Consider the following 23,592-nt stretch of genomic DNA (forward strand, 5'->3'; position numbering starts at 1 on the left):
AGGCGTGGGCGACACCGGAATCGAGGGTAGCTGATTCCGGGTTTGCCGAGAATGAGGGAGACCGAAGTTAGGCCGCTGCTTCCGGCATCAGCGCCTGGGTCGGCCCGAACAGCTCCTCGAAGGCTTGCCGAAGCGCCACGTCGACATCGCTCATCGTCAGGAGCTGGCCGAGATCGACCAGCGAGGTGACGCCGTAGCGGGGATCGGCGACGCCGCAGGGCACGATGCCGGCGAAATGTGACAGCTCCGGCTCGACATTGATGGCAATGCCGTGAAACGAGACCCAGCGCTTCAGCCGGACGCCGATCGCGGCGATCTTGTCCTCGTGCTCAGGTCCCTTGTCGGGCCGCTTGACCCAGACGCCGACCCGGTCCTCGCGCCGCTCGCCACGGATGTTGAAGGCGGCGAGCGTCCGCAGAATCAGCTCCTCCAGACTCGCGACATAGGCTCGGACATCCGGCCGGCGGCGCTTCAGGTCAAGCATGACATAGGCCACGCGCTGGCCGGGCCCGTGATAGGTGAGCTGGCCGCCGCGCCCGGTGGCAAAGGTCGGGAATCGGGCATCGAGCAGGTCGGTGGTCTTGCCCGAGGTGCCGGACGTGTAGAGCGGGGGGTGCTCCAGCAGCCAGACCAGCTCCGGGGCTGCACCGGCCGCGATCGCCGCGGCGCGCGCCTCCATTTCGGCGACCGCCTCCGGATAGGGCACCGGCGCGTCCGAAATCCGCCATTCCACTGGCTCGCCGGTGGAAGCGGAAAACGGCGTCAAATCGAGCTCTTGGCGGGGGTGTTGGGGCGAATTAACCATTGGCTAACCATAACCGGGTGATGATCCCAGGAGCAAATACCAGTCCCTAGTCCTAGTCCCAAGTTGCGGTGGTGCTGAAGTGCCTACTCTCGACAAAGTCACCGTGGACCTCATGGTCGTCCTCGGGACGACGACCATGCCGATCCATCAGGTATTGCGTCTTTCCCGCGGCGCCATCATCGAGCTGGACGCAACCGAGGCCGACGAGGTCAAGGTTCTGGCCAATAATTTACCGGTCGCCTCCGGGGTGGTGCTGGTCGACCGCAACCGCATCGCGGTCGAGGTCAAGCAGATGCTGCCACGTGTCCCGGGCACACGGTAGCGGCCCGGGCAGGCGTCGCGGCCCGGGTAGGCGTCGCGGCCCGGGCACGCGTCGCGGCCTGGGCACGCAGTAGCGGCCGGGCAGGCGGAAAAGGCCGATCCCGGCGCAAGGAGCCGGAACTTTCCTGCCAAGCTTGTGGAATTCAGGGCCTTTGGAGGCTTGTACCCCTCTGACGGATTTGTTAGATCGGCGCCGTTGATCCGGTTGGCCTTCAAGCCTCAAGCCGGCATCCCCAAAGCGCTCGTGGCGGAATTGGTAGACGCGCTGCCTTGAGGTGGCAGTGAGTAAAATCGTGGGGGTTCGAGTCCCTCCGAGCGCACCAAGCAAACAGACACGCGAAAGATTGTTTCGCGATTTTCGGTGCCCGCCCTGTTCGCGCTGCGGACCCTGGAACGGGGCCTCCCCAAGTCTTCGATGTTCGATCTCGCGGCCGAGGGTTCGCTCCCTCGGCGCGATCGGGCATGAAGTTGCCTGGCGAAGTTCGCTATGCCCTCACGTCCGGGTTCCCTTAGTTTGCCTGCGGTCGAGACTCCGGCTCGATCTGCGTGGCGGCGGGCTTAAACACCCTCGCCGGATGGCTGAAGATCTCGAATTCGTCGCCCCGCGCTATGCCGACAAGCGTGATCCCGCTGGCTTCGGCCGTTCGGACTGCGAGCGCGGTCGGTGCAGACATGGCAACGACGACGCCGGCGCCGATCGCGGCGGTTTTTTGCACCATCTCGACCGAAATCCGGCTGGTGAGAATGACGGCGCCAGCGCGGCCGGATGCTCCTTCCGTCGCGAGAGCGCCGGCAAGCTTGTCGAGGGCGTTGTGGCGCCCCACGTCCTCGCGCACCGTCATGGTCTTGCCGACTGGCTCGAAAAAACCCGCGGCGTGAGCGGCGCGTGTCTTGTGGTTGAGGATCTGTGACTCGCTGAGGGTTGCGACGGCCGTGCTGATCTGCTCCGCCGTGAGGTTCGCTGGCTGCTCGACGCACTGAACGATCCGCCCGGCTTCCCGCAAGCTGTCGATGCCGCACAGGCCGCAACCCGTCGGCCCGACCAGATGTCGCCGGCGCTCCTTCAGGCGGCGCCCGGCGTTCGTTCGCAGCCATAGCCGCAGTTCGATGCCGTCGCGACCGGAAACGACCGTGAGCTCCTCGATCTCGCCGATGTCCCCGATGATCCCTTCGGTCAGGCTGAATCCCACAGCAAGATCGGTCAGATCGGCGGGAGTTGCCATCACAACGGCGACGGTCGTTCCGTCGTAGACGAGTGCCACGGGACATTCCTCCGCCAGCATCCGCTCATCCCGCGTTCCGCTCGACGTCAGCCGGGGCATTCTCACGGATGCCGTGGGCATGGATGCGCGATCGTGTGCGCCGGATCGAGAGCCGTGCATGGGTGTTCGTCCTACGTCGATTCATCGACGCACGAACCGGAGCAAGGTTCCGAACGCTTGGAACTTGCCATCCCATCTCGGGTTTTGCGTGCAGGGCTTGCGATTGAAGGAAACGCCATGCGGCAAAAGGCAAAGGTCGAGAACTATGATGCGCCGGCAGGCGGCTGGGGCTCGCTCAAAGCCGTTGCCAGTATCCTGACACAGGAAGAGGTCGCCATTCTCGGCAGCGAGATCCTGCTCAAGCAGAACAAGCCGGACGGATTCATGTGCGTGAGCTGCTCCTGGGCCAAGCCGGCCAAGCCGCGTCCGTTCGAGTTCTGCGAAAACGGCGCCAAGGCGACCGCCTGGGAGATTACGCGCAAGACCGTGACACCGGAGTTCTTTGCGCAACATACGCTGGCTGAACTACGAACTTGGTCCGATCATCAGTTGGAGGAGCAGGGGCGCCTGACGACGCCGATGCGTTACGACAGGGCAAGCGACAAATATCTGCCGGTCGACTGGGAGGAGGCCTTTGCGGCTATCGGCGCCGAGCTGAACCGGCTCGATCCCCGTTCGGTCGTGATGTACACGTCTGGACGTGCCTCGCTCGAAACCAGCTACATGTACCAATTATTCGGCCGCATGTACGGCACCAACAATTTCCCCGACAGCTCGAACATGTGCCACGAAACCACGTCGGTGGCGCTGCCGGAGGTGATCGGAGTTCCGGTCGGGACCGTTCTGCTGGAGGATTTCGAGACTACCGGTTGCATCTTCTTCTTCGGCCACAACACGACCACCAATGCGCCGCGCATGCTGCATCCGCTCCAGGAGGCGGCGCAGCGCGGCGTGCCGATCATATCTTTCAATCCGCTGCGCGAGCGCGGCCTGGAGCGTTTCGTCAATCCGCAAAATCCGGTCCAGATGATCGCCGGCGGCACGCGCATCAGCTCGCAATATTATCAGGTGCGGGTCGGCGGTGATGCTGCGGCGATCGTCGGGATTTGCAAATGGGTGATCGAGGCGGACGACCTCGCGCGCAAGAATGAAGCTGCGCGCGTGGTGGATGTCGAATTCATCCAGCAGCACACGGCCGGCTTCGAGGAGTTCGCCGCATTCTGCCGTACACAGGATTGGGACGAGATCGAACGGGCCTCGGGGCTTTCGCGCGGTGCGCTGCGCGAAGCCGCGAACACCTATATGGAAGCCAAGGCTGTGATCGCCAATTACGGCATGGGCATCACCCAGCACAAGCACGGCGTCGAGACGAACAAGATGATCGTCAACCTGCTGCTGCTTCGCGGCAATATCGGCAAGCCGGGCGCGGGCATTTTGCCGATCCGGGGCCACTCCAACGTGCAGGGCCAGCGCACCGTCGGCATCTCCGAGAAGACCAAGCTGGTGCCGCTCGACAAGCTTGCGGAGCTTTACGGTTTCGAGCCGCCGCGGTGGGAGGGACTGTCCACCGTCGACGCCTGCCAGGGTATTCTGAAAGGCGACGTTCGCGGCTTCGTCGGCCTCGGCGGCAATTTCCTGCGCGCCGTTCCGGAGCGGTCCCTGATGGAGCCCGCCTGGTCCGGCCTGCGCCTGTCGGTGCAGATCGCGACCAAGCTCAACCGGACCCACCTCGTGCCGGGCGAGGTCACTTATCTGCTGCCGTGCCTCGGCCGGATCGAGATCGACCGGCAGGCCAGCGGCGCACAAGCGGTGTCGATGGAGGATTCCACCACCTGCATTCACGGATCGCGCGGCCAGCGCAAGCCGGTGGCCGACCATCTCCTGTCGGAGCCGGCGATCGTCGCCGCCCTGGCAAAGGCAACGTTGAAGCCCAACCCCAAGATCGATTGGGACGCCTGGGTCGCCGACTATTCGCGGGTTCGGGACGCCATCGAGCGCACCTATCCCGACCAGTTCAAGGACTTCAATGCGCGCATGTTCGAACCCGGCGGTTTTGCGCGGCCGCTCGCGGCGCGCGAGCGGAAGTGGAAGACCCCGAACGGCAAGGCCAACTTCACCGTTCCGAAGTCGGCCTTCGCGCCGCCGCGCGAGACCGACCGCGTCTATGAGCTGATGACACTGCGCGCGGACGGGCAGTTCAATACGACGATCTACGCCGAAGGCGATCGCTTTCGCGGCATCGAGGGCGGCCGCTACGTCGTGTTCATGAATCCCGCCGACATGGAGGGAGACGGGTTGAAAGCAGGAGATACCGTCACGCTGGTGACGGAGGCGGGCGACGGTGTCGAACGCAGCCTGAGCGAACTCCAAATCGTCCCCTATGGCATCCCGCGCAGGAGCATTGCGGCTTATTATCCGGAGTGCAACGTGCTCATTCCGCTCTGGCATTACGCGGAGGGCAGCAAGGTCCCTGCGGCAAAATCCATTCCGGTGCGTCTGTTCAAGGACATCCTTCCAGAGATCGTCGAGGCCGGAGAGGCTCCGATCTCGGCGTCGTGAACGCCGTCGATCACGCCCACAGGAGTGAAGGACGATGAGAGACAGCGCGTCGGACGTGACCGACATCAGCGACGCCGTTCACTTGTGCATCGACATGCAGAACATCTTCGCTCCGGGTGGCCTTTGGGAGACGCCATGGATGGCGCGAGTGTTGCCGACGATCGCCTCGATCGTTTCGCGCCATCAGGCCAGAACGATCTTCACGCGATTCATCACGCCGGAAGATCCGGAAGATCGTCCCGGACAGTGGCAGCGCTATTTTCGTCGCTGGCGCGAAGCGACCCGCAAACATCTGCCGCCATCCGGCCTCGAACTCGTGCCGGCTCTGAGCCGCTTCGTTCCGCCGGCTGCCGTCATCGACAAGCCGGCCTATTCCGCGTTCAGCAATCCTGGCCTCGCGAGCCTGCTGATCGACAAGAACGTCGGCACGGTCGTCATCACCGGGGCGGAGACGGACGTCTGCGTGCTCTCGACGGTCCTGAGCGCCGTCGATCTCGGCTTCAGGGTCGTCATCGTCGAGGATGCGCTGTGCAGCTCGTCCGACGTCGGCCATGATGCGCTGATGACGATGTATCGCACCCGCTTTCACGGCCAGGTCGATCTGATGACCGCCGAGGAATTGGCGGAGTTCTGGCGCGAGTAGGGCACGACCCGCTCAATTGACATTGTCGCCGAGCATGTTGCGGAAGGCGGCGGCGGCGGCGGCAATGCCGCTGGCGCCGTGCATCAGCGCGATCTCGCCCTGTTGCTCATGGCGGATGGCGTGGGCCATCACACGCAGGCGCAGATCGCCGCGGCTATGCCACATCTGGTCGGCCATCCTGACCGCGCCTGCGTGATGCTTGCTCATCGTCTCGACGAACACCGTGTCGAATTGGTCCGCCGGCGCGGCCTTGACCTGTCGCATCTCGGCCTGTGTCAGGAAGCCCGGCATGGCGGCACGTTCGTCCGAGCTGCAATCGGGCATCTCGGTGTCGAACCAGCTCAGCCACCACGTCTCGAAAATCCGGTTCTCGCCGGTCTGGCTTGCGACCATCAGCATCGCCAGCTTTCGCAGATGCGGGTCCTGCGCGCGCTCGGTGGCGATCCGGGCCAGCGCGATGCCCTGGGCGTGATGCGCAGTCATGTGACGGATGTAAGTCTGGTCCGCGTCCCTGTCGCGGCCCGCCCACTGCGGCTCGTAACCATGGCTGCCGAACAAGGCAGCCGCGCCGAGCAGTGCGATCAAAGCCAGCGCGCCGGTGATCCAGGCATTGGTGAAGCGAACATCGCGCGCGGGTGCTGCTCCCCCGGTCCAGCGCAGCCGGGCAAACAGGGGGTACATCACGGCCGAGGAGCCGTGGACGAGCAGGCCGATCCAGTAGGGCTGCTGCAGCGTGAACAGCGGTTGCCAAAACGGAAACAGGGGCACCAGCACGAACCATTCCATGCTTGACGAGAACACGGCCCAGGGCAGCGCGAGCAGCAGGATCGTCAGCGGCCGCAGGTCGGCGGTCCAGCGCCCGAGCACACCGAAGAACACCAGCGCCCAGGAGAAGTCCGCCCATTGGTGGAAGGCGATCCCGGCAAGGATCGCGCTCCACGACGGCTCTGCGCTGATCGCCCAATCGCGCGCGGGAATGGCGGCGACCGTCATCCAGTCGACCGCGGCATCGCGTCCGATGCGCGCGGCGAAGAGCTGGCTGACGATGGTCGAGAAGGTGCTGCTGATCAGGCCGAGTTCGGCAGCGGCGACCCAGCGCGAGCGTCGCCGTGAGGCGCCTTCATCACCGGTGCGAATTGACTTGGAAATGGCTGACGGCGCGGCAGCGTTCACGTCAGCTGATTGAGTTTCTTCAACGGATTGAGCTCGCTCGGCTTGCTCTGTTCGTCCCGGCCGCGCTCCGCTTGCTCCTTGCCTTCCTCATGGAGATTCTGATCGCCGACGATCTCGCCGACGGCCTGTTTCGCCTTGCCGGCGATCCGCTGACCGAGGCCCTTGGTCTTGCTCATGATCCGCCTCCTGGCTCACGCCGCCACCCCGGCGCTTGAAGGGGGTGAGCGCCGGGGCTGCGGTTTCGTCTATTCAGCCTCCGGCAGGGGGGACGTCGGAGGCGTTGATGAGACTCTCTGACGCGCGGATGGTTCCTCGGCCGTCACCGTGGCTCGAGTTCGATGATCACGCCTTCATTGCCGCGGAGCAGGATGGAGGCGTCCGGCAGCGGCTCGGACGGCAGGTCGAGATGCGTCGACATCAGCAGGCGGCCGCGACCTTGCCAATGCAATTTCCGCGGCTCGGCGGCAATGTTGAGCGCGACCAGAATTTCCTTGCCGCCATCCGTCCGCCTGTAGGCAAGAACGTCGTTCTGCGCGCGTAGGGGCTCGTAGCCGCCGTGGCGCAGGCACGCGCGCTCGCGCCGCAGTCGCATCAGCGCGCGAAACAGCGCCAGGATCGAACGTGGGTCGCGCTGCTGCGCGGCCACGTTGGCCGCGCCGTCGCGCGGCTCGAGCGGCAGCCATGGATCGCCGGTTGTAAAGCCGCCGTTGCTGCTGTCATCCCATCGCATCGGCGCGCGTTCGGGATCGCGGCAAAGGCCATACCCCGGCACGAGCTTCTCGAAGGGATCGTGGACGCGGTCGGGCGGAATGGGAACGCGCTTGCGGCCGATCTCGTCGCCCATGAAGAAGAAGGGCGTTCCCCGCAGCGTCATCAGCAGCATCGCCAGCACGCGCATTTGCGGCTCGCCGATTTGGCTCGCGATCCGTTGCTTGTCGTGACCACCGATCACCCAGACCGGCCATGCATGATCCGGGATGGCGTTGAAATACGCGTCGATCGTTGCTTGCAGGGACAGCGCGTCCCATTGCGAGTCCAGCAGTGCGAAATTGAGGGGCAGATGCAGGCGCGGTCGGTCGTTGCCGTAGAAGTGGCCGATGCGGTCGGTCTTGCCTTGGACTTCACCGCACAACATCCGCCCTGGATAGCCGTCGATCACCTCGCGAATGAATTCGATGCAATCCATCGTCTCCGGCCGGTCGTCGGTAAAGACGGGCGTTTGGCGCTGCGGCGGCGGCTTGCCTTTCGCTTGCGGGTTATGCGGATTGTCGCGCAGCAGCGCGTCCTTGATCAGGACCGCGCTGGCATCGACGCGAAAGCCGTCGACGCCGCGATCGAGCCAGAAGCGCATGACGTCGGCGATCGCGGCGCGCAGTTGCGGGTTGCGCCAGTTCAGATCGGGCTGCTCGACCAGGAAGGAGTGATAGTAATATTGCCGCCGCGCCTCGCACCATTCCCAGCCGCTGCCGCCGAAGCGGCTCAGCCAGTTGTTGGGCGGGCCGCCGTTCTCGGCTGCGTCGGCCCAGATGTACCAATCGGCCTTCGCGCTGTTCCGTGAGCTGCTGCTCTCGATGAACCATGCGTGATCGTTCGCGGTATGATTGGGCACGAGATCGAGGATCACGCGGATATCCGCCGCGTGCAGGGCCTTGAGCAGGCGGTCGAACGCCTCGAGGCTGCCGAACGCAGGATCGATCGAGCAGTAGTCGGAGATGTCGTAGCCGAGGTCGCGAAACGGGCTCTTGTAGACCGGCGTCAGCCACACCGCGTCGACGCCGAGCCATTTCAGATAGTCGATGCGGGATGTCAGGCCGGCGAGATCACCCTTGCCGTCGCCGTCCGAGTCCTGGAACGAGATCAGTGCGATTTCGTAGATGACGGCGGATTCCCACCACGCACCTTCGTTACGGGACGCTTCGCTCATTGTCTTGCATCACCTCGTCGCGCGTTCTCAGGTCCGTTCCGTCGCGGCGTGCGCTGCGATCTGCTTGGCCGCGGTTCGGGCGCTCTCGATGCCCTTGGGAAAGCCGCTGCGGTTCGGATACAGCTTGCGCCGTGCGTCGCGCTGCGGCCGCTGCGGCTTGGTGTCCTGCGCGGCGCGGTAATCGAGCATCGCGATGCCGCCGACCATCAGCAGCGCCAGCGCGATATTGCCCTTTTTGGGATTGTCCGCGGTCAGCCCCGAGAGCAGCGCGGCGGCATCGAGGCCGTCGCCGCCGACGCGGGCCCACAGGCCGGCGTTCTTCTCGACCGAGAGCGTCATGACCCCGGCCAAGATCTCGCGCAGGCCGAAGGTGCGGACCAGCGTCTCATGGCCCTCCATGCCCAGCGTTTCCGTGACGCGCCGCGGCGCGAAGAATTCCACGACGCCGAGACCGATGCTGAACCAGCCGAGCGCACGGGCGAGCTGGTCTTCGGGCCGCTTCAGGCTCGGGCCGCCCTCGACGATTTTCGGGTCGCCCTTGGTGCGAACGATGTTGGAGAAATGAAACATGGGTCTTGCTCCTCAGGGCTTCAGCACGACCTTGACGCAGGAGTCGCGCTTGTCGCGAAACACCTGGTACATCTCGGGGCCTTGGCTAAGCGGGACGGTGTGGGTGATGACGAAGGACGGATCGATCTGACCTTCCTCGATGCGATGGAGCAGGTCGTCGGTCCAGCGGTTGACGTGGGTCTGGCCGGTGCGCATCGTCAGGCCCTTGTTCATGAAGGCGCCCATCGGCAGCATGTCGGAGAATCCGCTGTACACGCCTGCCACCGAAATGATGCCGCCGGGCCGGCAGACATAGATCATCTCGCGCAGCACATGCGGCCGGTCGCTCTCCACCATGACCATCTGCTTGGCGCGGTCGAGCAGCGTGTCGGGCAGGGACGCCATCACATGCGACTCCATCCCGACGCAATCAATACACTTCTCAGGGCCTCTGCCGTCGGTGAGCTCCTCGAGTCGCTCGAGGACGCTTTCGGTTTCGAAGTTGATGGTGGTGGCGCCGCCCGCTTCGGCCATGCTGAGCCGTTCGGGCAGGCAATCGATCGCGATCACCTGGTTGGCGCCGAGCAGGATGGCGCTGCGGATCGCCATCTGCCCCACGGGACCGCAGCCCCAGATCGCGACCGTGTCGGTCGGCTCGATGTCGCATTGCACGGCGGCCTGCCAGCCGGTCGGGAAGATGTCGCTGAGAAACAGCAACTGCTCGTCGGGAATGCCCGCGGGCACCTTGATGTGCGTGGCGTCAGCGAACGGCACGCGCAAATATTCGGCCTGGCCGCCGGGATAGCCGCCGGTCAGGTGCGTATAGCCGAACAGGCCGGCGCCCGAATGACCAAACGCCTTTTCAGCGAGATGACTCTTGCGATTGGTGGTCTCGCAGACCGAGAAATTGCCACGCTTGCACTGGTCGCATTCGCCGCAAATGATTGTGAAGGGCACGACGATGCGGTCGCCCTTCTTCAGCTTGCCGTCGACGCCCGAGCCGACCTCGACCACTTCGCCCATGGTCTCGTGGCCCATGATGTCCCCGGGCAGCATGCCCGGAATGTAATTGTGAAAGAGGTGCAGGTCCGAGCCGCAGATGGCGCAGCTCGTGACTTTGATGATGGCATCCCGCGCGTCCTGAATTTCCGGATCGGTAACGGTGTCGCAGCGTATGTCTTCCTTGCCGTGCCAAACCAGCGCCTTCATCTCTTTTCTCCCGAGCTACGAGGCAACCAAGTCGAACAACGAACGATGGTTGCTATTGCACAGTGCAAAATCTTTGCGCCGCACCAGCGTGCGTCCCCGATAGGAACGAGCGCCCATTGCGGTGATTGGAGCGTCATCAATCCCACTCAAGGATTAGCGAAGGATACGCTCATGCCCGCCAATCAACTCGCCGTCGTCACCGGCGCCTCCACCGGCATCGGGCTGGAACTCGCCAGATGCTGTGCCCAAGCAGGTTTCAACCTTGTCATTGCGGCGGACGAGCCCGAGATCGAGAGGGTGGCCGTCGATCTGCGCAGGCTCGGCAGCAGCGTCGAACCGGTGCAGGCCGATCTCGCCACCACCGAAGGCGTCGACAAGCTCTGCGCCGCGGTCGGCGACCGGCCGATCGACGCGCTGCTGGCCAATGCCGGCGTTGGTCTTGGCAAGGCCTTTCTCGACCAGGATTTTGCCAGGATCAAGCACCTCGTCGACACCAACATCACCGGCACGCTGTATCTGATCCATCGCGCCGGCAACGCGATGCTTCGCCGCAATTCGGGGCGCATCCTGATCACGGGCTCGATCGCGGGATTCACGCCGGGCAGTTTTCAGGCGGTCTACAACGCCAGCAAGGCGTTTCTTGATTCATTCTCATTCGCGCTCCGCGAGGAGTTGCGCGACAGCGGCGTCACCGTCACCTGCCTGATGCCTGGCGCCACGGAAACGGAGTTCTTCCGCCGCGCCGACATGATGGATACCAAGGTCGGCACCGAGCCGAAGGACAGTGCCTACGACGTCGCGACGGCCGGCTTCGACGCCATGTTGCGCGGGGAGTCCGACATCGTGACCGGAATGAAGAACAAGATCCAGACCACGATCGCCAACGTCACGCCGAACGAGATGCTGGCCAAGCAGCATCGCAAGATGGCGGAGCCGGGCACGGCGAAGTCGTAGAACGATACCGTCGCAATCTAAGCTAACCGGTGCGGCGCGGACCGATAAGGAGGACGCCGATTCACATAGCCTAATGCGCAAAGCTCCCCGCGCCGTCAGACTGGTTCGGCTGGAAAAAGGGGGCTGTGATGCCGATGGATCGCGTCGAACAGGCCTTTGTCGCAACGGCAATCACGGGTTTTCTCGTCATGATGGCGGCGATCGTCTGGATGATGATGGGTTGATGACCGGGAGGGCTGCTGATTTGCGGATCGCGTTGCCCTATGCTGCGGTGCTTCTGTGTCTGGCGGTGACCGCCTGGCTCGCTTTCGCGCATCTGTTCTGATCGCCGTCAGGCTCGGCCGTGCGGATCGGCGATCAGCGCCGCCAGCCTCTGTGCCATCGCAGGCATATCGATCGGTTTCTCCAGGATCGGCACGTCGTGGAATTCCGGACTGATCGTGACCTTGTCGTATCCGGTCGTGAAGAGGAAGGGGACGTTCCGTGCCTTCAGTTCGCGCGCGACCGGAAAGATCATCTCGCTGCGGATGTTCACGTCGAGCACGGCGGCATCCAGAACACTGCCGTCGTGCAGGATACTGAGTGCGTCGTTGAGATCGCCCACCGGGCCCGCGATGTCTGCGCCGAGCGCGCGACATGCTCTGCCAATGTCGTCGGCGAGAAAATATTCGTCTTCGACAATGAAGATGCGTCGCCCGCTGAGCGCCGACTCTGGACCTGACGATCGAGGCGACATCGCCATGGTGCCTTCCACCCCTTCGTTGCCGGTTCATAGGAACATAGGGCGGTGACCCGCCTTGGTACAAACGAATACAACCGATAGTGGGTTCCATGAGCAACCGCGACATCATCGTCATAGGTGGCTCGGCCGGCGCGACCGCGCCGCTGAAGCAGATCCTGGGCCGGCTGCCGCCGGATCTGCCCGCGGCGGTGTTCATCGTCCTGCACATCCCGGCGCAGGGCATCGGCATTCTCTCGACAGTGGCCAGCAGCGCCGGTCCGCTCCCGGTCCGGCAGGCCGAAAACGGCATGAAGATCGAGCCAGGCCGGGTTTATCTGGCCGCACCGGACCACCATCTGCTGCTGTCCGAGGATCGCGTATTCCTCGGGCGCGGCCCGCGCGAGAACATGGTCCGGCCGGCCATCGATGCCTTGTTTCGCTCGGCCGCCATCAATTACGGCCCACGTGTGATCGGTGTGCTGCTCAGCGGCCTGTTGTCGGACGGTTCGGCCGGTCTCAACGCCATCAAGCGTTGCGGCGGGATTTCGGTGGTTCAGGACCCCTCGGATGCCATCGCCGATGAAATGCCAAGGAGCGCCCTCGAGGCGACCATCATCGATCTTTGCGTTCCCGGCGCCGGAATGGGCGACGTGCTGTCTGATCTCGCCAGGGAGGCTGCCGGCGCCGCACTGCCGATCCCGCCGGAGATCCGGCTCGAGGTCGAGATCGCGGCCGGCGAACGGATCGGCAGTGACCGTCTCGTCTCGATGGCCGATCCGGTTGCGCTGACCTGTCCGGCCTGCGGGGGCGTCCTGTCCGAGATGAAGGAATCGCACCCGATGCGCTTCCGTTGCCAGGTCGGTCACGCCTTCGCCGCCGACGTCCTCGCAAAAGAGCAGGAGGGGCAAGTGGATGAAGCCCTGCGGGTCGCACTGCGCATCATCGAGGAGCGGGCCGAGCTGGTGCAGCGCATGGCCGCCGACGGACGGCGCAACGGCCGGCCGGCGGTGGCCGAGATGTACCAGGCGCGCGCTGCCGAATATCGCGAATATGCCGACATGATCCGGCGCGTTGTGCTAAAGTCGCTCGATCCTCCCATTCGCAAGCGGGAGGCTTGAGGGTCGCGATGGCCATTTCCCTCGCCGAATGGACCGAGCAGCTCGATACCGAGCGCCGCCATCTGATCAAGGCCGATCGGGATATCGAGGAGGGTTCGCGGCGCATCCTCGATCAGGAGGCGCGCATCCGCGAGCTCAGTGCCGGCGGCCACGACGCGGGCCAGGCGGAACGGTTGGTCGAGGCGCTGAAGCAGACCCTCACGGAATGGCTGCGCCATCGCGTCCTGATCGAGCAGCGGATCGCCTATCTTCGGCAGCAAGTCGGTCCGGAGTGATCTGGGGGCGTTGGCAGGCCACCCAAGCTCAATGCCTAATGCCCAATGCTCGCTGTACGGAACGCAGCGTGACGTTTCCGCCTTGCACCTGTTGGGATAATATCAATTCTGCTATTTGCGGCGAGCGGGCGTCCTCTGGTTCCCGTCAATGAATGAGAGCTACCGAGACCATGCATGAAATCGGCGACCAGTCGGTCGAAAGAGAGCGCCAGACCAGGTCTCCGCTGATCATCGGGGTGGGCGCCGCGCCGACAGCTCTGGATAGCGTCGAGCGGTTCTTTTCCAGGCTGACCGTAAGCGCCGACCAGGCCGTCGTGCTCGCATTCCAGCATCATGAGGCCCTCGACGAGCCGCGGCTGCGCCAGATCGTGCGAAATTCCCACGGTGGCAAGATTTCCGACGTCGGCAACGGCCAGACCATCGAGGGTGGCACGATTTATCTGTGCCCGCCGGCGATGATCACGACGATCCAGGACGGTCGCTTCGGCGTCCGCCCGGCCGAGCAGGCGCCCGGCGAGCGGGCGACGATCGACAGCTTCCTGGTGTCGCTGGCGGAAGAACGCGCCGAGCAATCGATCGGCGTGATCCTGTCCGGCATCGGCGGCGATGGCACGTTGGGTACCGCGACACTGAAGGACCACGGCGGCCTTGCCATCGCCGAAAAAGGCGCGAGCGACGACGCGGATCATCTGAAGGACGCCGATACGCCGGCGGCGATCGCCGACTACGTGCTGACCGCCGAAGACATCGCCGAGCACATCCAGGTCTATGCCCGTCATCTGCGGCGGCTGGAGGAGAAGCAGGGGTTCGATGAGGTGCTGGCCGCTGCAGCGACCTCGCTGTCGCGCATCGCCGACATCCTGCGCAGCAAGACCGGCAATGATTTCCACGGCTACAAGCAGAACACCTTCCTGCGTCGCGTGCAGCGGCGGATGCAGGTGGTCCAGATCGGCGACATTTCCGCTTACGTCGATTTCCTGCGCAACGACCAGGACGAGGCGCAGCACCTCTTCAACGACCTCTTGATCGGCGTCACCGAATTCTTCCGCGACAAGCGTGAATTCGAGGTGCTGGAGAACCAGATCGTCCCGAAGCTCTTCGAAGGCAAGGACGCGAGCCAGCAGGTTCGCGTCTGGGTGCTCGGCTGCGCAACCGGCGAGGAGGCCTATTCGATCGCTATCCTCCTGCGCGAGTACATGGCCAAAATGGACTCGCCACCGCAGGTTCAGATCTTCGCGACCGACATCGACGGACGGGCGCTGGCGGCTGCGCGCGTCGGCCGCTATCGCACCAAGATCGAAGCGGAGATGACCGGCGAGCGCCTGGCGCGCTGGTTCGTGCGCGAAGGTGACACCTATTGCGTGGTCAAGGAGCTGCGCGAGATGTGCATCTTCTCGCAGCACAACGTGATCAAGGACGCACCGTTCTCCAAGCTCGATCTCGTCTCCTGCCGCAACCTGCTGATCTACCTCAATGCCGAATTGCAGAACCGGGTGATCCCGTTATTCCACTTCGCCCTTCTGCCGGATCGGTTCCTGTTCCTCGGCAATTCCGAGAACGTCACGCGGCATCCAAAACTGTTCGTACCGGTCGACCGCCGCGCCCGCATCTTCAAGAAGCTCGAGACCGGAACCCGGCTGCCGCCGGAATTTCCGATCACGACCGCCGCGGGGAGGGCAAACCTCGAGATAGCGCCGGCGCGCTCCTTCCGCCCTGATATCGGGCTGGAGCGTCGCGCGCAGCGGATCGCGGAGCGCTATGCGCCCGCCTATGTCATCGCCGACAGCAACTTTCAGGTCCTGCACTTTTCCGGGCGCACCGGACGCTACATCGAGCCGACGGCAGGCGCCGCCACGCTCGATCTGCTCCAACTCGTCCACCGCGATCTCCGCCTGGACCTGCGGGCGGTGCTCAGCCGCGCGGCGGAGACCAACGAGCCCGCCCATGCCGAACAGGTGCAGCTCGGCGCCAACGGCCAGCACATTCCCGTCGACATCACGGTGGAGCCGATCCAGGAGAGCGGCAGCGGCGATCGCAATTTTGTCGTCCTGTTCAAGGACGGCCCGGTGCGCGCCATCGATGCCGGCGCAGGCAAGCCCAATGCGTTGGTGCAGACCGAGCATGTCGAGCGTATCGAAGGCGAGCTGCGGGCGACGCGGGAGCGCCTTCAGGCGACCATCGAAGAGCTCGAAAGCACCAATGAGGAGCTGAAGTCCTCGAACGAGGAATACCAGTCCCTCAACGAGGAGCTCCAGTCCGCGAACGAAGAACTCGAAACCTCGCGCGAGGAATTGCAGTCGGTCAACGAGGAGCTGACCACCGTCAACGGCGAGCTTGCTCACCGCGTCCAGGAATTGACGCGCGCCACCAGTGACCTCCGGAATTTCCTGGAGAGCACGCAGATCGCGACCGTATTCCTCGACAACGAGTTGCGCGTGATGAACTTCACGCCGGCGATCACGCAAATTCTGCATCTCGTAGAAACCGACATTAGCCGGCCCATCGCGCACATCAAGGCGCGCGTCCCGATCGAGGACCTCTATGACGACGTTCGCAGCGTGCTGCGGACGCTTGCCAGCGCCGAGCGCGAGCTGAGGGCGCCGGACAGCGGCACGCGCTACATCGTGCGAATCCTGCCCTATCGCAGCATCGAAAACTTCATCGCCGGGGTCGTGATCACCTTCGTTGACATCACCGCCATGACCCGCGCCGAGGAGCGGCAGCGCCTGCTGCTGGCCGAGCTCCAGCATCGGGTCCGCAACACGCTCGGCGTGGTGCGCTCGATCGCCCGTCGCACGGCCGATACGAGCTCGACGGTCGAGGAGTTTGCCTCTCATCTCGACGGCCGGCTCAACGCTTTCGCCCGTACCCAGGCGCTGGTGACCCGCGATCCCGAGGGCGGCGTCGATCTCGAATACCTCGCCGTCGAGGAGATGCTGGCCTATAATGCCAGGGAGGGCGAGCAGGTACGTGTCAGCGGTCCCCCGGTGCGTTTTCAGTCGAAGGCAGCGGAAACCTTTGCCCTTGCCATTCACGAGCTCGCGACCAACGCACTCAAATACGGCGCCCTGAGCCGGCCGACCGGTCGCATCGAGATTTCCTGGCGCCTCGAGCAGGGCACCGACCCGGCGGAGCTGGTGTTCGAGTGGCGGGAGCGCGGTGGGCCGCCGGTTGCGCCGCCGCCGCACAAAGGATTTGGGACCGAGCTTCTGGAGCGCACACTCGCGTTCGAGTTCAAGGGGCAGACCAGGTTGGCATTCAGTCCCAAGGGATTGGAATGCACGATCACCATTCCCCTCAGCAAGCGGGCGTTTCATACACCGGCGGTGGCCAGCTGATGCCCTTGTCGACGCTAGATCGCAGCCAGGTGGACCCGGTCATTCGCCGGCTGAACGTGCTGAGGCCGCTGTCGACGGAGGCCCGCACCTCGCTCGAATATGCAATGCTCGAGGGAATCCAGCGCGCAGGAGCGGGCGAGGATCTGATCTCGGAGGGCGATCCGGTCGACAGCGTGCGCCTCGTGCTGTCGGGCTGGCTCTGCCGCTACAAGACGCTCGAGGACGGGCGGCGCCAGATCGTCAATTTTCTCTTTCCCGGCGAAAGTTGCGACGCGCACGCGTTCCTGTTGTCGGTGATGGATCATTCCATCGCGGCGATGACGCCGGTCGTCTACACCGAAATCAAGCGCGCGCGGTTCGAGAGTCTGGTGGCGAGCGACCGCGCGCTGGCGGAAGCGTTCTGGTGCGAGACGCTTGTCAACAACGCGATCCAGCGCGAATGGGCCATCAATCTCGGCCGCCGGGTGGCCTTCGAACGCGTGGCCCATCTGTTCTGCGAAATCATCGAGCGGCTGCGTCCTGTCGGCATGGTCGAGGGCAATTCCTGCGTGATGCCGGTGACGCAAATGGATCTTGCGGACGCCACCGGCCTGTCGGTGGTCCATCTCAACCGCACGGTTCAGGAGTTGCGTGCTTCCGGTCTGATCGTGCTGCGCGATCGCACGCTGACCATCACCGATCTCGATGCGCTCAAGGACGCGGCGCTGTTCTCGCCGAGCTATCTGCAACTCTATCGACGGAGCTAAGCGTTTGCTCGGTTGGGGAACGGTCGTACTTGATCCAGGTTAGCGTTCGCGAATGTTTTTTGAGCGGATGGCTGGTTTTGAGTAATTGACGTAACTTACGTAAAGGCAGTTTCGTCCCGAATCCTGTATTGTCGTTCCATGAACGACGTCCTGCTTGCCCGCGCTGAGCGCGCGATCGAAGCAAGCCGCGCCCTCCGGGCGCAGCGCAGAGCGGTCGCGGACCAGCTTGATCACGCCACGCGCCAGGTGCGCCGGGTGGTGATGGAAAGCGCGATGTTGCGCTCGGAGCTCAAGGCCCTCCGCGACGACCGGGAAGGACAGGATCTCCGGCACCGCGGGCCGTCGGAATAGGAGCCGACGACACTAAACGTCTAGCTGCGCCGGGATGGGTGCCTCGCTCAGCGCCGCTTCGCTGCTTTGGATCGCCTGTTGTAAGGCGAGCGGTTGACGGGCTTGAGCGAAATGCCTTCGCGCTGCGCCTTGCTGCGAATGGCCGCGACCGGACGCTGCAGCTTGATGCTCATGACGCCCGTGGGCGTGTTTCCTTTTGCGAGCTGCTTCAGCTTGCTCACGTCCGCAGGTGTCCATCGTTCGCGCGCCCGCCGCTTGTACGCGGGGTTTGCCTTGCGCGGGCCCTTGCGGCCGATCGGTGAACCCGGTTGTTTCCATGCTGCTTTCACCATGATGATCCTCCTTCAAGTCCCTCATCAATAAGCGAATCAGCATTTCGGTTCCGGCGCACTCGAGGCAGTGCCGGCGCGCGAAGGGAATGCGCGCATCCGTCGCTGCTCGGCCGTTTCGTTTCGCACCAGCAAAATCACGCACCGTTAACTTATTGAAATGCCGGAACCTGCGGTTGCGGCCGAAGCTGCCAACACTGCCGGGCTGGGCCGCCCCAACCGGCACGAAACTCTGGCCCCGGCGCCGACCTCCCGCCGGGGCCAATTCCTCCCATCCCAATCCTTCCATCTGAAGGGCTTTGTGAAAGTACAATGACCGCGAAACGCAACCGCAGGAAACAGACCCAATCGCTCCAGGAGCGGTTGGCGGCATTCGCCCAAACCGCTCGCGAGCGTGCGCGCAGCCTGCCGCCCGGCAAGGAGCGCGACATGCTGCTTCAGCGCGCCAAGCAGAACGAGGTGACCTCGAACCTGACGGACTGGCTGAGCGAACCTGTCTACCCGAGACGGGGAGGGTGACGATGCGGAGCATCAAGCACTACCGCGCGTTCCAGATCGATCCGGACGGGCATGTGTTTGGATGCATCAACCTGGTCTGCGACGATGATGAGCAGGCCAAGCGCGAGGCCGCCTCGCTCGTGCTGGTGCACCGCATCGAACTGTGGCGGCTGGACCAGCGCATCGCGCAGTTCGATGTGCCGCCGGAAGTTGTCCGCCAGTAGGGCGACGAGAGGAGAGCGAGAAGGAACCGCGCGCTGCGCCCCGGGTTGGTCGAACTGTACCGACCTCGCGAGGAGCCAGCATGACGGAAGCCGACATTCGCAAGGGGATGCCGCCCGTCAAGCTCTCGCGCGAGGCCTTCGAGCGCCGCTACAGGAGCCGGTTCGTCGATCCCGCCTTTGCACCGCTCCAGCGCGAGCTCGACGCCATCGTCGGCGCGGCCTGGGCCGCCTACAGCGATTCACGCAAGGCCCCGCTGACGCGAAAGGCGGGCGCGGGATTCTCCGATCCCGATTACGACATCGCCATCGACTGGCTCGATGCGCGCGCGAAGATCCTGGCGGCGCAGCGACGCCATGACGATGCGGACGAGACGCCGCGCATCCTCATCATCAACGGCTCGGCCCGCAGCGAGCACACCTGTCCCGGCGAGATGTCCAAGACCTGGCGTCTGGTCGAACTCGCCGAGCCGGTCTTTGCCGAGCTTGGGTTTGCCGTCGACATCCTGGACCTGTCGCGCCTGGCCTCGGAGTTCGGCAAGACGATCCATCCCTGCAAATCCTGCGTCGGAACCGCGATGCCGCTCTGCCACTGGCCGTGCAGCTGCTATCCAAACTATTCGCTGGGGCAGACCGACGACTGGATGAACGATATCTATCCGCTGTGGGTCGCGGCCCACGGCATCCTGATCGTGACGCCGGTGAACTGGTATCACGTACCCGCTGGACTGAAGGCGATGATGGACCGCATGGTCTGCGCCGACGGCGGCAATCCCGATCCGACCTCGACCCACGGCAAGAAGGCGGCCGAGGCGAAGGCGCTGGAGCTGAAGGGCTGGCCTTATCCGCGCCATCTCGCCGGCCGTCATTTCGGCCTCGTCGTTCACGGCGATGCGGTCGGTGCCGAGGGCGTGCGCCGGGCCTTGTCGGATTGGTTGACCGATATGCAGTTGATCTCGGCGGGCCGCTTCGCCGAGCTCGATGGCTATGTCGGCTACATGGAGCCATACGCCACCTCGCACCGCGACCTCGATGACGACAGGGCATTCCAGACGGAGGTGCAGAACGTCGCGCGCGCACTCGGCAACGCGGTCCGCCTGGCGCGGAGCGGACAGCTTCGCGAGCCCGGTGCGGGCCTGTCGGATCCAAACCCCAAATGATGGCGAATGATCAGCCGTATGATTGCCTGATCGTCGGCGGCGGCCCGGCCGGGCTGATGGCTGCGATCTACCTCGCGCGATTTCGGCGCCGCGTCTGTGTCGTGGACGCAGGCGCGAGCCGGGCGGCGCTGATCCCGCGCAGTCACAATGTGCCGGGCTTCGTCCACGGCCTCTCCGGCACTGACCTGCTCGCGCGCATGTCCGCGCAACTGGGCGAGCTCGCGGTCACGCGCGTTGATGCCGAGGTCACCAGCTTGCGACGACACGATCACGGTTTTCAGGCGATCTGGAACGGCGGCGCGCATACGGCCGCCACCGTCATCCTTGCCTGCGGCATCGTCGACGCCCATCCGCCGTTCGACGAATGGCGCGCGGCCGTCGCGGACGGGCTGTTGCGCTACTGTCCCGTTTGCGACGCCTTCGAGGCGATCGACCGTCGCATCGGCATCGTCGGTCCGCTTCACCGCGCCGCCGGCAAGGCGCTCTTCATGCGCGGCTACTCGCGCGACGTGACGCTGCTGGCAACGGGCGAGGATGACGGGAAGCCCGCGGCAGCGGAGCTCAATGAAGCCGGTGTCGAGATCGTCGTCGCGCCCGGCCTGCGCCTGAGGCGGCGAGACGACGGCGTTGAAGCCGTCTTCGCCGATGGCCGGACGGCGCAATTCGAGATGGTCTACCCGGTGATGGGTGCGGAAGTGCGCTCGCATCTCGCGATGACGCTTGGGGCCGAACACACCGCAGACGGCCATCTGAAAGTCGACGACCATCAGCGCAGCTCGGTCGACGGGCTCTACGGCATCGGCGACGTCGTCACCGACCTGCACCAGATATCGGTCGCGTTCGGCCACGCCGCGCTCGCCGCCTGCACGATCCACAACAGCCTGCCGCGGCGGCTGGCATGAGGAACGGGGTATCGGACATTGGCAACAGAATCATCCTCGAAGACCGCGGTCTATGCGGCGCTCTTCGGCAATGTCCTGGTCGCGGTCACGAAGATCGGCGCCGCCGCGTGGACGGGAAGTTCGGCCATGACGAGCGAAGCGGTGCATTCGCTCGTCGATACGACCAATGAGATCCTGCTGCTCTACGGCTACCGGCGCGCGAGCCGCTCGCCCGACGAATCCCATCCGCTCGGCTATGGGCGCGAGCTGTATTTCTGGAGCTTCATCGTTGCGCTGCTGATCTTCGCCCTGGGCGCCGGTGTCTCGCTGTATCAGGGCATTCTGCATGTCGCCGCACCCGAGCCGATCGAAAGTCCGATCGTCAGCTTCGTGGTGCTCGGGCTGTCGTTCCTGTTTGAAGGCGGTTCCTGGCTGGTTGCCCTGCGGCGCTTCAGCTCCGACGGCCAGCGGTTCGGGTATTACCAGGCTTTCGTTCGCAGCAAGGATCCTCCGGCATTCATGGTGCTGCTCGAGGACAGCGCGGCGCTGGTCGGCATCGCCATTGCCGCGGCGGCCACTGCCGCGGCCGTATGGCTGCGCCAGCCGGTCTGGGACGGGATCGGTTCGATCATGATCGGGATATTGCTGGCGATCGTGTCGATCGGTCTCGCGCGCGAGAGCAAGAGCCTGCTGATCGGCGAGCCCGCCGATCCGGAACTTGCGCGATCGGTCCTCGACATCGCAAGGCGGTCGCCCGGCGTGCTCAGGGCCAACGGCCTGCTGACGGTGCAGCTGTCGCCGGCCGAAATCGTTGCGGCCCTCAGCATCGAATTTGCGGACGACAAGCGCGCCGACGATATCGAGCGATGCGTCGTTTCGATCGAGACCGAGATACGCAAACGCCATCCAAGCGTGGCCGCCTTGTTCATCAAGCCGCAGACCGATGCTCGCTACCGGGCGGTGCGCGCCAGGCGTTACGGCTAGCTTTGCGAGGTTCCCTGGACGTCACAATCGGCACGACGGCAGGAACGATCACAACATCCCCCTGGTTGACCGGTGCAGGGGGCGAGCAATGGAGACACCGGATGGCTCAATCCGAAGACATGACGCGCTGCATCGCGCTCTGCATGAGCTGCTATCAGACCTGCCTCGGCACCGCGATGAACCATTGCCTCGAGACCGGCGGCAAGCACGTCGAGCCCAAGCATTTCCGCCTGATGATGGCGTGCGCCGAAATGTGCCGGACGGCGGCGCATTTCATGCTGATCAATACGCCGCATCACCGGCACACATGCGGCGAATGCGCCGAAATTTGCAGCGAATGCGCCGAGGATTGCGAACGGGTCGGCGGCATGGACGAGTGCGTCGCCATGTGCCGCTCCTGCGCGCAATCCTGCCGTGCGATGGCGGCCTGAGGACAAGCCCATGCTGGAAGAGAAACTCACGGAAGCCATCGTCGAGGAGCTGAAGCGGCAGGCGGCGAACCGGCCGCAATCGCTGAAGGTCGAACGGGCGCACGACGCGAAAGCCTCGGAGGAGCTGATCGTCAACGGCAAGATCGACTTGGCCGCGCTGGTCATGGTGATCGCCGGATCGGTCGCCGGCGGGCCTTAGGTCCGGCCGTCAACGGCGCCCTCAGCCATATTCCTCGCCGATGCCGTATTCCCGGTAGATCTCCAGCGGATCGAGGTCGGGAAAAAGTCGGCATTTGGCCTGGGCGAGATGCAGGGTCACCGCCGCCGGCTCCTTGCCGTTCGCGAGCATCTTGCGGATGTCGTCCATATGCGCGCTCGGCTGGTGCTTGGTGTCGAGCTGCTCCAGCGCGACCAGCGCAGTCGCCAGCGCCTCGGTCAGAACCCAGTCGTCGTGGCCGGTGATTCCCTTCTTCGGCATCGGCAGACCCCACATGTGGCGACCCCAGTCTATCGGGACTTCCGCCAAATCTCCAAGGAGCCGTTGCAGCCAACAGGCGCGCGGACGGCTCGACGGCCGGGGCTCCGGCTTGCATTATGGCCGGGCGTGGCTAAAAGGCGGCATCGCCGGGGCAATAGTATCTTTGTTGAAACAAAGTTGGCGTAGACGGGGCTGCATGGCATTCAGGCCGGCTGTTCCGGTCTGGGCTCCTGATCCCCGCATTTGCAACACGGTCGGTTGCGCCACCCTTCAAGGCTTAAGCCCGCATGGTCTTTTTAAGCTTCGTCTATCGCTTCGTGACCAACTTCGCATTCATGGCGATGGTCTATTTCAGCCTGAATTTCATGGAGAAGTACCAGAACCGGGCGATTATCGCGATCCTGGTGCTGGTCTATACCGGCATGCGCGCAGCTTCGACGCTGCGGGCGTTCTACTTTTACCAGAAGATCGAGAAGCTGGAAGCCGAGACCAAGCGCCTTCAGGCTCCGCTCAATGACGGCACTGGCGGAACGAGTGTGCGCAAGCAGGTCGTGGTTGACGTCGCCCGGCTGCGGCGCGACGGCGAGGTCAAGTCCTATATGGACCTGTTCTTCCTGGCGCTGATCGTATTGCTCTGCGTCGCCAACATCATGCGACAGTAA

General features: G+C 64.3%; 27 protein-coding genes and 1 tRNA gene. 18 read left to right on the top strand and 10 right to left on the bottom strand.

The window, feature by feature from the left end; all coding sequences use genetic code 11:
* Positions 1-67 precede the first annotated feature (67 nt).
* Positions 68-805, bottom strand: coding sequence for a lipoyl(octanoyl) transferase LipB (gene lipB, locus IVB42_RS10815; protein WP_247399122.1), 738 nt, complete (start codon positions 803-805; stop codon positions 68-70).
* Between the two features lie 79 nt (positions 806-884).
* Between lipB and IVB42_RS10820 the strand changes: the two genes are divergently transcribed.
* Positions 885-1,127, top strand: coding sequence for a FliM/FliN family flagellar motor switch protein (locus IVB42_RS10820; protein WP_085351347.1), 243 nt, complete (start codon positions 885-887; stop codon positions 1,125-1,127).
* 237 nt (positions 1,128-1,364) lie between these two features.
* Positions 1,365-1,449: transfer RNA gene (locus IVB42_RS10825), tRNA-Leu, on the top strand.
* 186 nt (positions 1,450-1,635) lie between these two features.
* Here the strand turns inward: IVB42_RS10825 and fdhD are convergent.
* Positions 1,636-2,508, bottom strand: a complete 873-nt coding sequence (fdhD, locus tag IVB42_RS10830; RefSeq protein WP_249808079.1) for a formate dehydrogenase accessory sulfurtransferase FdhD — start codon at positions 2,506-2,508, stop codon at positions 1,636-1,638.
* 117 nt (positions 2,509-2,625) lie between these two features.
* On the opposite strand from fdhD, the gene IVB42_RS10835 reads away from it, so the two are divergent.
* Both IVB42_RS10835 and IVB42_RS10840 read left to right on the top strand, forming a co-directional pair.
* Entirely contained in the window at positions 2,626-4,947 is a 2,322-nt protein-coding gene (locus tag IVB42_RS10835; RefSeq protein ID WP_018455225.1) for an FdhF/YdeP family oxidoreductase, read from the top strand.
* A 34-nt stretch (positions 4,948-4,981) separates the two neighbouring features.
* Entirely contained in the window at positions 4,982-5,590 is a 609-nt protein-coding gene (locus IVB42_RS10840; protein WP_018455224.1) for an isochorismatase family cysteine hydrolase, read from the top strand.
* Positions 5,591-5,602: 12 nt separating this feature from the next.
* On the opposite strand, the gene IVB42_RS10845 is transcribed toward IVB42_RS10840, so the two are convergent.
* From IVB42_RS10845 to IVB42_RS10865, 5 genes are all read right to left on the bottom strand, one after another.
* Positions 5,603-6,763, bottom strand: a complete 1,161-nt coding sequence (locus IVB42_RS10845) for a DUF305 domain-containing protein (protein WP_247399116.1) — start codon at positions 6,761-6,763, stop codon at positions 5,603-5,605.
* Complete coding sequence (locus IVB42_RS10850; protein WP_085351350.1) at positions 6,760-6,939, bottom strand: CsbD family protein; 180 nt, start codon at positions 6,937-6,939, stop codon at positions 6,760-6,762. Before IVB42_RS10850 ends, IVB42_RS10845 begins: the two co-directional genes overlap by 4 nt.
* A 143-nt stretch (positions 6,940-7,082) precedes the next feature.
* On the bottom strand, positions 7,083-8,687 hold the full coding sequence (locus tag IVB42_RS10855; protein WP_085351351.1) for an alpha-amylase family glycosyl hydrolase: 1,605 nt from the start codon (positions 8,685-8,687) through the stop codon (positions 7,083-7,085).
* Between the two features lie 27 nt (positions 8,688-8,714).
* Positions 8,715-9,257: a hypothetical protein gene (locus tag IVB42_RS10860; RefSeq protein ID WP_018455219.1), complete on the bottom strand. Its 543-nt coding sequence runs from the start codon at positions 9,255-9,257 to the stop codon at positions 8,715-8,717.
* A gap of 12 nt (positions 9,258-9,269) precedes the next feature.
* Positions 9,270-10,445: a zinc-dependent alcohol dehydrogenase gene (locus tag IVB42_RS10865; protein ID WP_018455218.1), complete on the bottom strand. Its 1,176-nt coding sequence runs from the start codon at positions 10,443-10,445 to the stop codon at positions 9,270-9,272.
* A gap of 171 nt (positions 10,446-10,616) precedes the next feature.
* Here IVB42_RS10865 and IVB42_RS10870 point away from each other — a divergent pair, with 171 nt between their 5' ends.
* Entirely contained in the window at positions 10,617-11,399 is a 783-nt protein-coding gene (locus IVB42_RS10870; protein ID WP_247336162.1) for an SDR family NAD(P)-dependent oxidoreductase, read from the top strand.
* Positions 11,400-11,730: 331 nt separating this feature from the next.
* Here the strand turns inward: IVB42_RS10870 and IVB42_RS10875 are convergent, their stop codons facing one another.
* A complete protein-coding gene (locus tag IVB42_RS10875; RefSeq protein ID WP_085384485.1) occupies positions 11,731-12,141 on the bottom strand; it encodes a response regulator in 411 nt (136 codons plus the stop codon).
* Positions 12,142-12,230: 89 nt separating this feature from the next.
* On the opposite strand from IVB42_RS10875, the gene IVB42_RS10880 reads away from it, so the two are divergent.
* The 5 genes from IVB42_RS10880 to IVB42_RS10900 all read left to right on the top strand — a co-directional run bounded on the left by IVB42_RS10880 (position 12,231) and on the right by IVB42_RS10900 (position 17,948).
* Complete coding sequence (locus IVB42_RS10880) at positions 12,231-13,238, top strand: chemotaxis protein CheB (protein ID WP_018455214.1); 1,008 nt, start codon at positions 12,231-12,233, stop codon at positions 13,236-13,238.
* 8 nt (positions 13,239-13,246) lie between these two features.
* Positions 13,247-13,513, top strand: coding sequence for a hypothetical protein (locus tag IVB42_RS10885; protein ID WP_018455213.1), 267 nt, complete (start codon positions 13,247-13,249; stop codon positions 13,511-13,513).
* A 170-nt stretch (positions 13,514-13,683) separates the two neighbouring features.
* Positions 13,684-16,851, top strand: coding sequence for a CheR family methyltransferase (locus tag IVB42_RS10890; protein WP_247392984.1), 3,168 nt, complete (start codon positions 13,684-13,686; stop codon positions 16,849-16,851).
* Positions 16,851-17,597 carry a Crp/Fnr family transcriptional regulator gene (locus IVB42_RS10895; RefSeq protein ID WP_018455211.1) on the top strand — a complete coding sequence of 249 codons (747 nt, stop codon included), beginning with the start codon at positions 16,851-16,853 and terminating at the stop codon, positions 17,595-17,597. Before IVB42_RS10890 ends, IVB42_RS10895 begins: the two co-directional genes overlap by 1 nt.
* 138 nt (positions 17,598-17,735) lie before the next feature.
* The gene (locus IVB42_RS10900) at positions 17,736-17,948 is read left to right on the top strand and encodes a hypothetical protein (protein ID WP_247399113.1); all 213 of its coding nucleotides are present in this window, start codon (positions 17,736-17,738) and stop codon (positions 17,946-17,948) included.
* 47 nt (positions 17,949-17,995) lie between these two features.
* Here IVB42_RS10900 and IVB42_RS10905 read toward each other — a convergent pair whose 3' ends face one another.
* A complete protein-coding gene (locus tag IVB42_RS10905; protein WP_018455209.1) occupies positions 17,996-18,280 on the bottom strand; it encodes a hypothetical protein in 285 nt (94 codons plus the stop codon).
* A 309-nt stretch (positions 18,281-18,589) separates the two neighbouring features.
* Between IVB42_RS10905 and IVB42_RS10910 the strand changes: the two genes are divergently transcribed.
* The 7 genes from IVB42_RS10910 (at position 18,590) to IVB42_RS10940 (ending at position 22,651) form a co-directional block, all read left to right on the top strand.
* Positions 18,590-18,796, top strand: a complete 207-nt coding sequence (locus IVB42_RS10910; protein ID WP_018455208.1) for a hypothetical protein — start codon at positions 18,590-18,592, stop codon at positions 18,794-18,796.
* A gap of 2 nt (positions 18,797-18,798) precedes the next feature.
* Positions 18,799-18,999 (top strand): hypothetical protein, encoded by a 201-nt coding sequence (locus IVB42_RS10915; RefSeq protein ID WP_026232903.1) that lies wholly within the window; start codon positions 18,799-18,801, stop codon positions 18,997-18,999.
* Between the two features lie 80 nt (positions 19,000-19,079).
* Positions 19,080-20,156, top strand: coding sequence for a flavodoxin family protein (locus IVB42_RS10920; RefSeq protein WP_247470118.1), 1,077 nt, complete (start codon positions 19,080-19,082; stop codon positions 20,154-20,156).
* Positions 20,153-21,058 carry an NAD(P)/FAD-dependent oxidoreductase gene (locus tag IVB42_RS10925; protein WP_247336174.1) on the top strand — a complete coding sequence of 302 codons (906 nt, stop codon included), beginning with the start codon at positions 20,153-20,155 and terminating at the stop codon, positions 21,056-21,058. The genes IVB42_RS10920 and IVB42_RS10925 overlap by 4 nt, the downstream gene beginning before the upstream one ends.
* Before the next feature lie 18 nt (positions 21,059-21,076).
* The gene (locus IVB42_RS10930; protein WP_018455204.1) at positions 21,077-22,021 is read left to right on the top strand and encodes a cation diffusion facilitator family transporter; all 945 of its coding nucleotides are present in this window, start codon (positions 21,077-21,079) and stop codon (positions 22,019-22,021) included.
* Between the two features lie 101 nt (positions 22,022-22,122).
* Positions 22,123-22,452: a four-helix bundle copper-binding protein gene (locus IVB42_RS10935; RefSeq protein ID WP_007611368.1), complete on the top strand. Its 330-nt coding sequence runs from the start codon at positions 22,123-22,125 to the stop codon at positions 22,450-22,452.
* Positions 22,453-22,462: 10 nt separating this feature from the next.
* On the top strand, positions 22,463-22,651 hold the full coding sequence (locus IVB42_RS10940; RefSeq protein WP_018455203.1) for a hypothetical protein: 189 nt from the start codon (positions 22,463-22,465) through the stop codon (positions 22,649-22,651).
* Between the two features lie 21 nt (positions 22,652-22,672).
* Here IVB42_RS10940 and IVB42_RS10945 read toward each other — a convergent pair whose 3' ends face one another.
* Positions 22,673-22,930, bottom strand: a complete 258-nt coding sequence (locus tag IVB42_RS10945; RefSeq protein ID WP_240543306.1) for a hypothetical protein — start codon at positions 22,928-22,930, stop codon at positions 22,673-22,675.
* 287 nt (positions 22,931-23,217) lie between these two features.
* Here IVB42_RS10945 and IVB42_RS10950 point away from each other — a divergent pair, with 287 nt between their 5' ends.
* Positions 23,218-23,592, top strand: a complete 375-nt coding sequence (locus tag IVB42_RS10950; protein WP_018455201.1) for a hypothetical protein — start codon at positions 23,218-23,220, stop codon at positions 23,590-23,592.

Source organism: Bradyrhizobium sp. 45 (genome assembly GCF_023073155.1).
In the GTDB taxonomy this organism is placed as follows: Bacteria; Pseudomonadota; Alphaproteobacteria; order Rhizobiales; family Xanthobacteraceae; genus Bradyrhizobium; species Bradyrhizobium canariense_D.

Bases quoted from the DNA above. Each gene is read 5' to 3' on its own strand.
- IVB42_RS10935 (WP_007611368.1), top strand. From the start codon at position 22,123: ATGGCTCAATCCGAAGACATGACGCGCTGCATCGCGCTCTGCATGAGC.
- fdhD (WP_249808079.1), bottom strand. From the start codon at position 2,508: ATGCACGGCTCTCGATCCGGCGCACACGATCGCGCATCCATGCCCACG.
- IVB42_RS10900 (WP_247399113.1), top strand. From the start codon at position 17,736: ATGAACGACGTCCTGCTTGCCCGCGCTGAGCGCGCGATCGAAGCAAGC.
- IVB42_RS10870 (WP_247336162.1), top strand. From the start codon at position 10,617: ATGCCCGCCAATCAACTCGCCGTCGTCACCGGCGCCTCCACCGGCATC.
- IVB42_RS10850 (WP_085351350.1), bottom strand. From the start codon at position 6,939: ATGAGCAAGACCAAGGGCCTCGGTCAGCGGATCGCCGGCAAGGCGAAA.
- IVB42_RS10920 (WP_247470118.1), top strand. From the start codon at position 19,080: ATGACGGAAGCCGACATTCGCAAGGGGATGCCGCCCGTCAAGCTCTCG.
- IVB42_RS10865 (WP_018455218.1), bottom strand. From the start codon at position 10,445: ATGAAGGCGCTGGTTTGGCACGGCAAGGAAGACATACGCTGCGACACC.
- IVB42_RS10885 (WP_018455213.1), top strand. From the start codon at position 13,247: ATGGCCATTTCCCTCGCCGAATGGACCGAGCAGCTCGATACCGAGCGC.
- IVB42_RS10860 (WP_018455219.1), bottom strand. From the start codon at position 9,257: ATGTTTCATTTCTCCAACATCGTTCGCACCAAGGGCGACCCGAAAATC.
- IVB42_RS10915 (WP_026232903.1), top strand. From the start codon at position 18,799: ATGCGGAGCATCAAGCACTACCGCGCGTTCCAGATCGATCCGGACGGG.
- IVB42_RS10880 (WP_018455214.1), top strand. From the start codon at position 12,231: ATGAGCAACCGCGACATCATCGTCATAGGTGGCTCGGCCGGCGCGACC.
- IVB42_RS10855 (WP_085351351.1), bottom strand. From the start codon at position 8,687: ATGAGCGAAGCGTCCCGTAACGAAGGTGCGTGGTGGGAATCCGCCGTC.
- IVB42_RS10840 (WP_018455224.1), top strand. From the start codon at position 4,982: ATGAGAGACAGCGCGTCGGACGTGACCGACATCAGCGACGCCGTTCAC.
- lipB (WP_247399122.1), bottom strand. From the start codon at position 805: ATGGTTAATTCGCCCCAACACCCCCGCCAAGAGCTCGATTTGACGCCG.
- IVB42_RS10890 (WP_247392984.1), top strand. From the start codon at position 13,684: ATGCATGAAATCGGCGACCAGTCGGTCGAAAGAGAGCGCCAGACCAGG.
- IVB42_RS10875 (WP_085384485.1), bottom strand. From the start codon at position 12,141: ATGGCGATGTCGCCTCGATCGTCAGGTCCAGAGTCGGCGCTCAGCGGG.
- IVB42_RS10910 (WP_018455208.1), top strand. From the start codon at position 18,590: ATGACCGCGAAACGCAACCGCAGGAAACAGACCCAATCGCTCCAGGAG.
- IVB42_RS10835 (WP_018455225.1), top strand. From the start codon at position 2,626: ATGCGGCAAAAGGCAAAGGTCGAGAACTATGATGCGCCGGCAGGCGGC.
- IVB42_RS10950 (WP_018455201.1), top strand. From the start codon at position 23,218: ATGGTCTTTTTAAGCTTCGTCTATCGCTTCGTGACCAACTTCGCATTC.
- IVB42_RS10925 (WP_247336174.1), top strand. From the start codon at position 20,153: ATGATGGCGAATGATCAGCCGTATGATTGCCTGATCGTCGGCGGCGGC.
- IVB42_RS10940 (WP_018455203.1), top strand. From the start codon at position 22,463: ATGCTGGAAGAGAAACTCACGGAAGCCATCGTCGAGGAGCTGAAGCGG.
- IVB42_RS10905 (WP_018455209.1), bottom strand. From the start codon at position 18,280: ATGGTGAAAGCAGCATGGAAACAACCGGGTTCACCGATCGGCCGCAAG.
- IVB42_RS10895 (WP_018455211.1), top strand. From the start codon at position 16,851: ATGCCCTTGTCGACGCTAGATCGCAGCCAGGTGGACCCGGTCATTCGC.
- IVB42_RS10945 (WP_240543306.1), bottom strand. From the start codon at position 22,930: ATGCCGAAGAAGGGAATCACCGGCCACGACGACTGGGTTCTGACCGAG.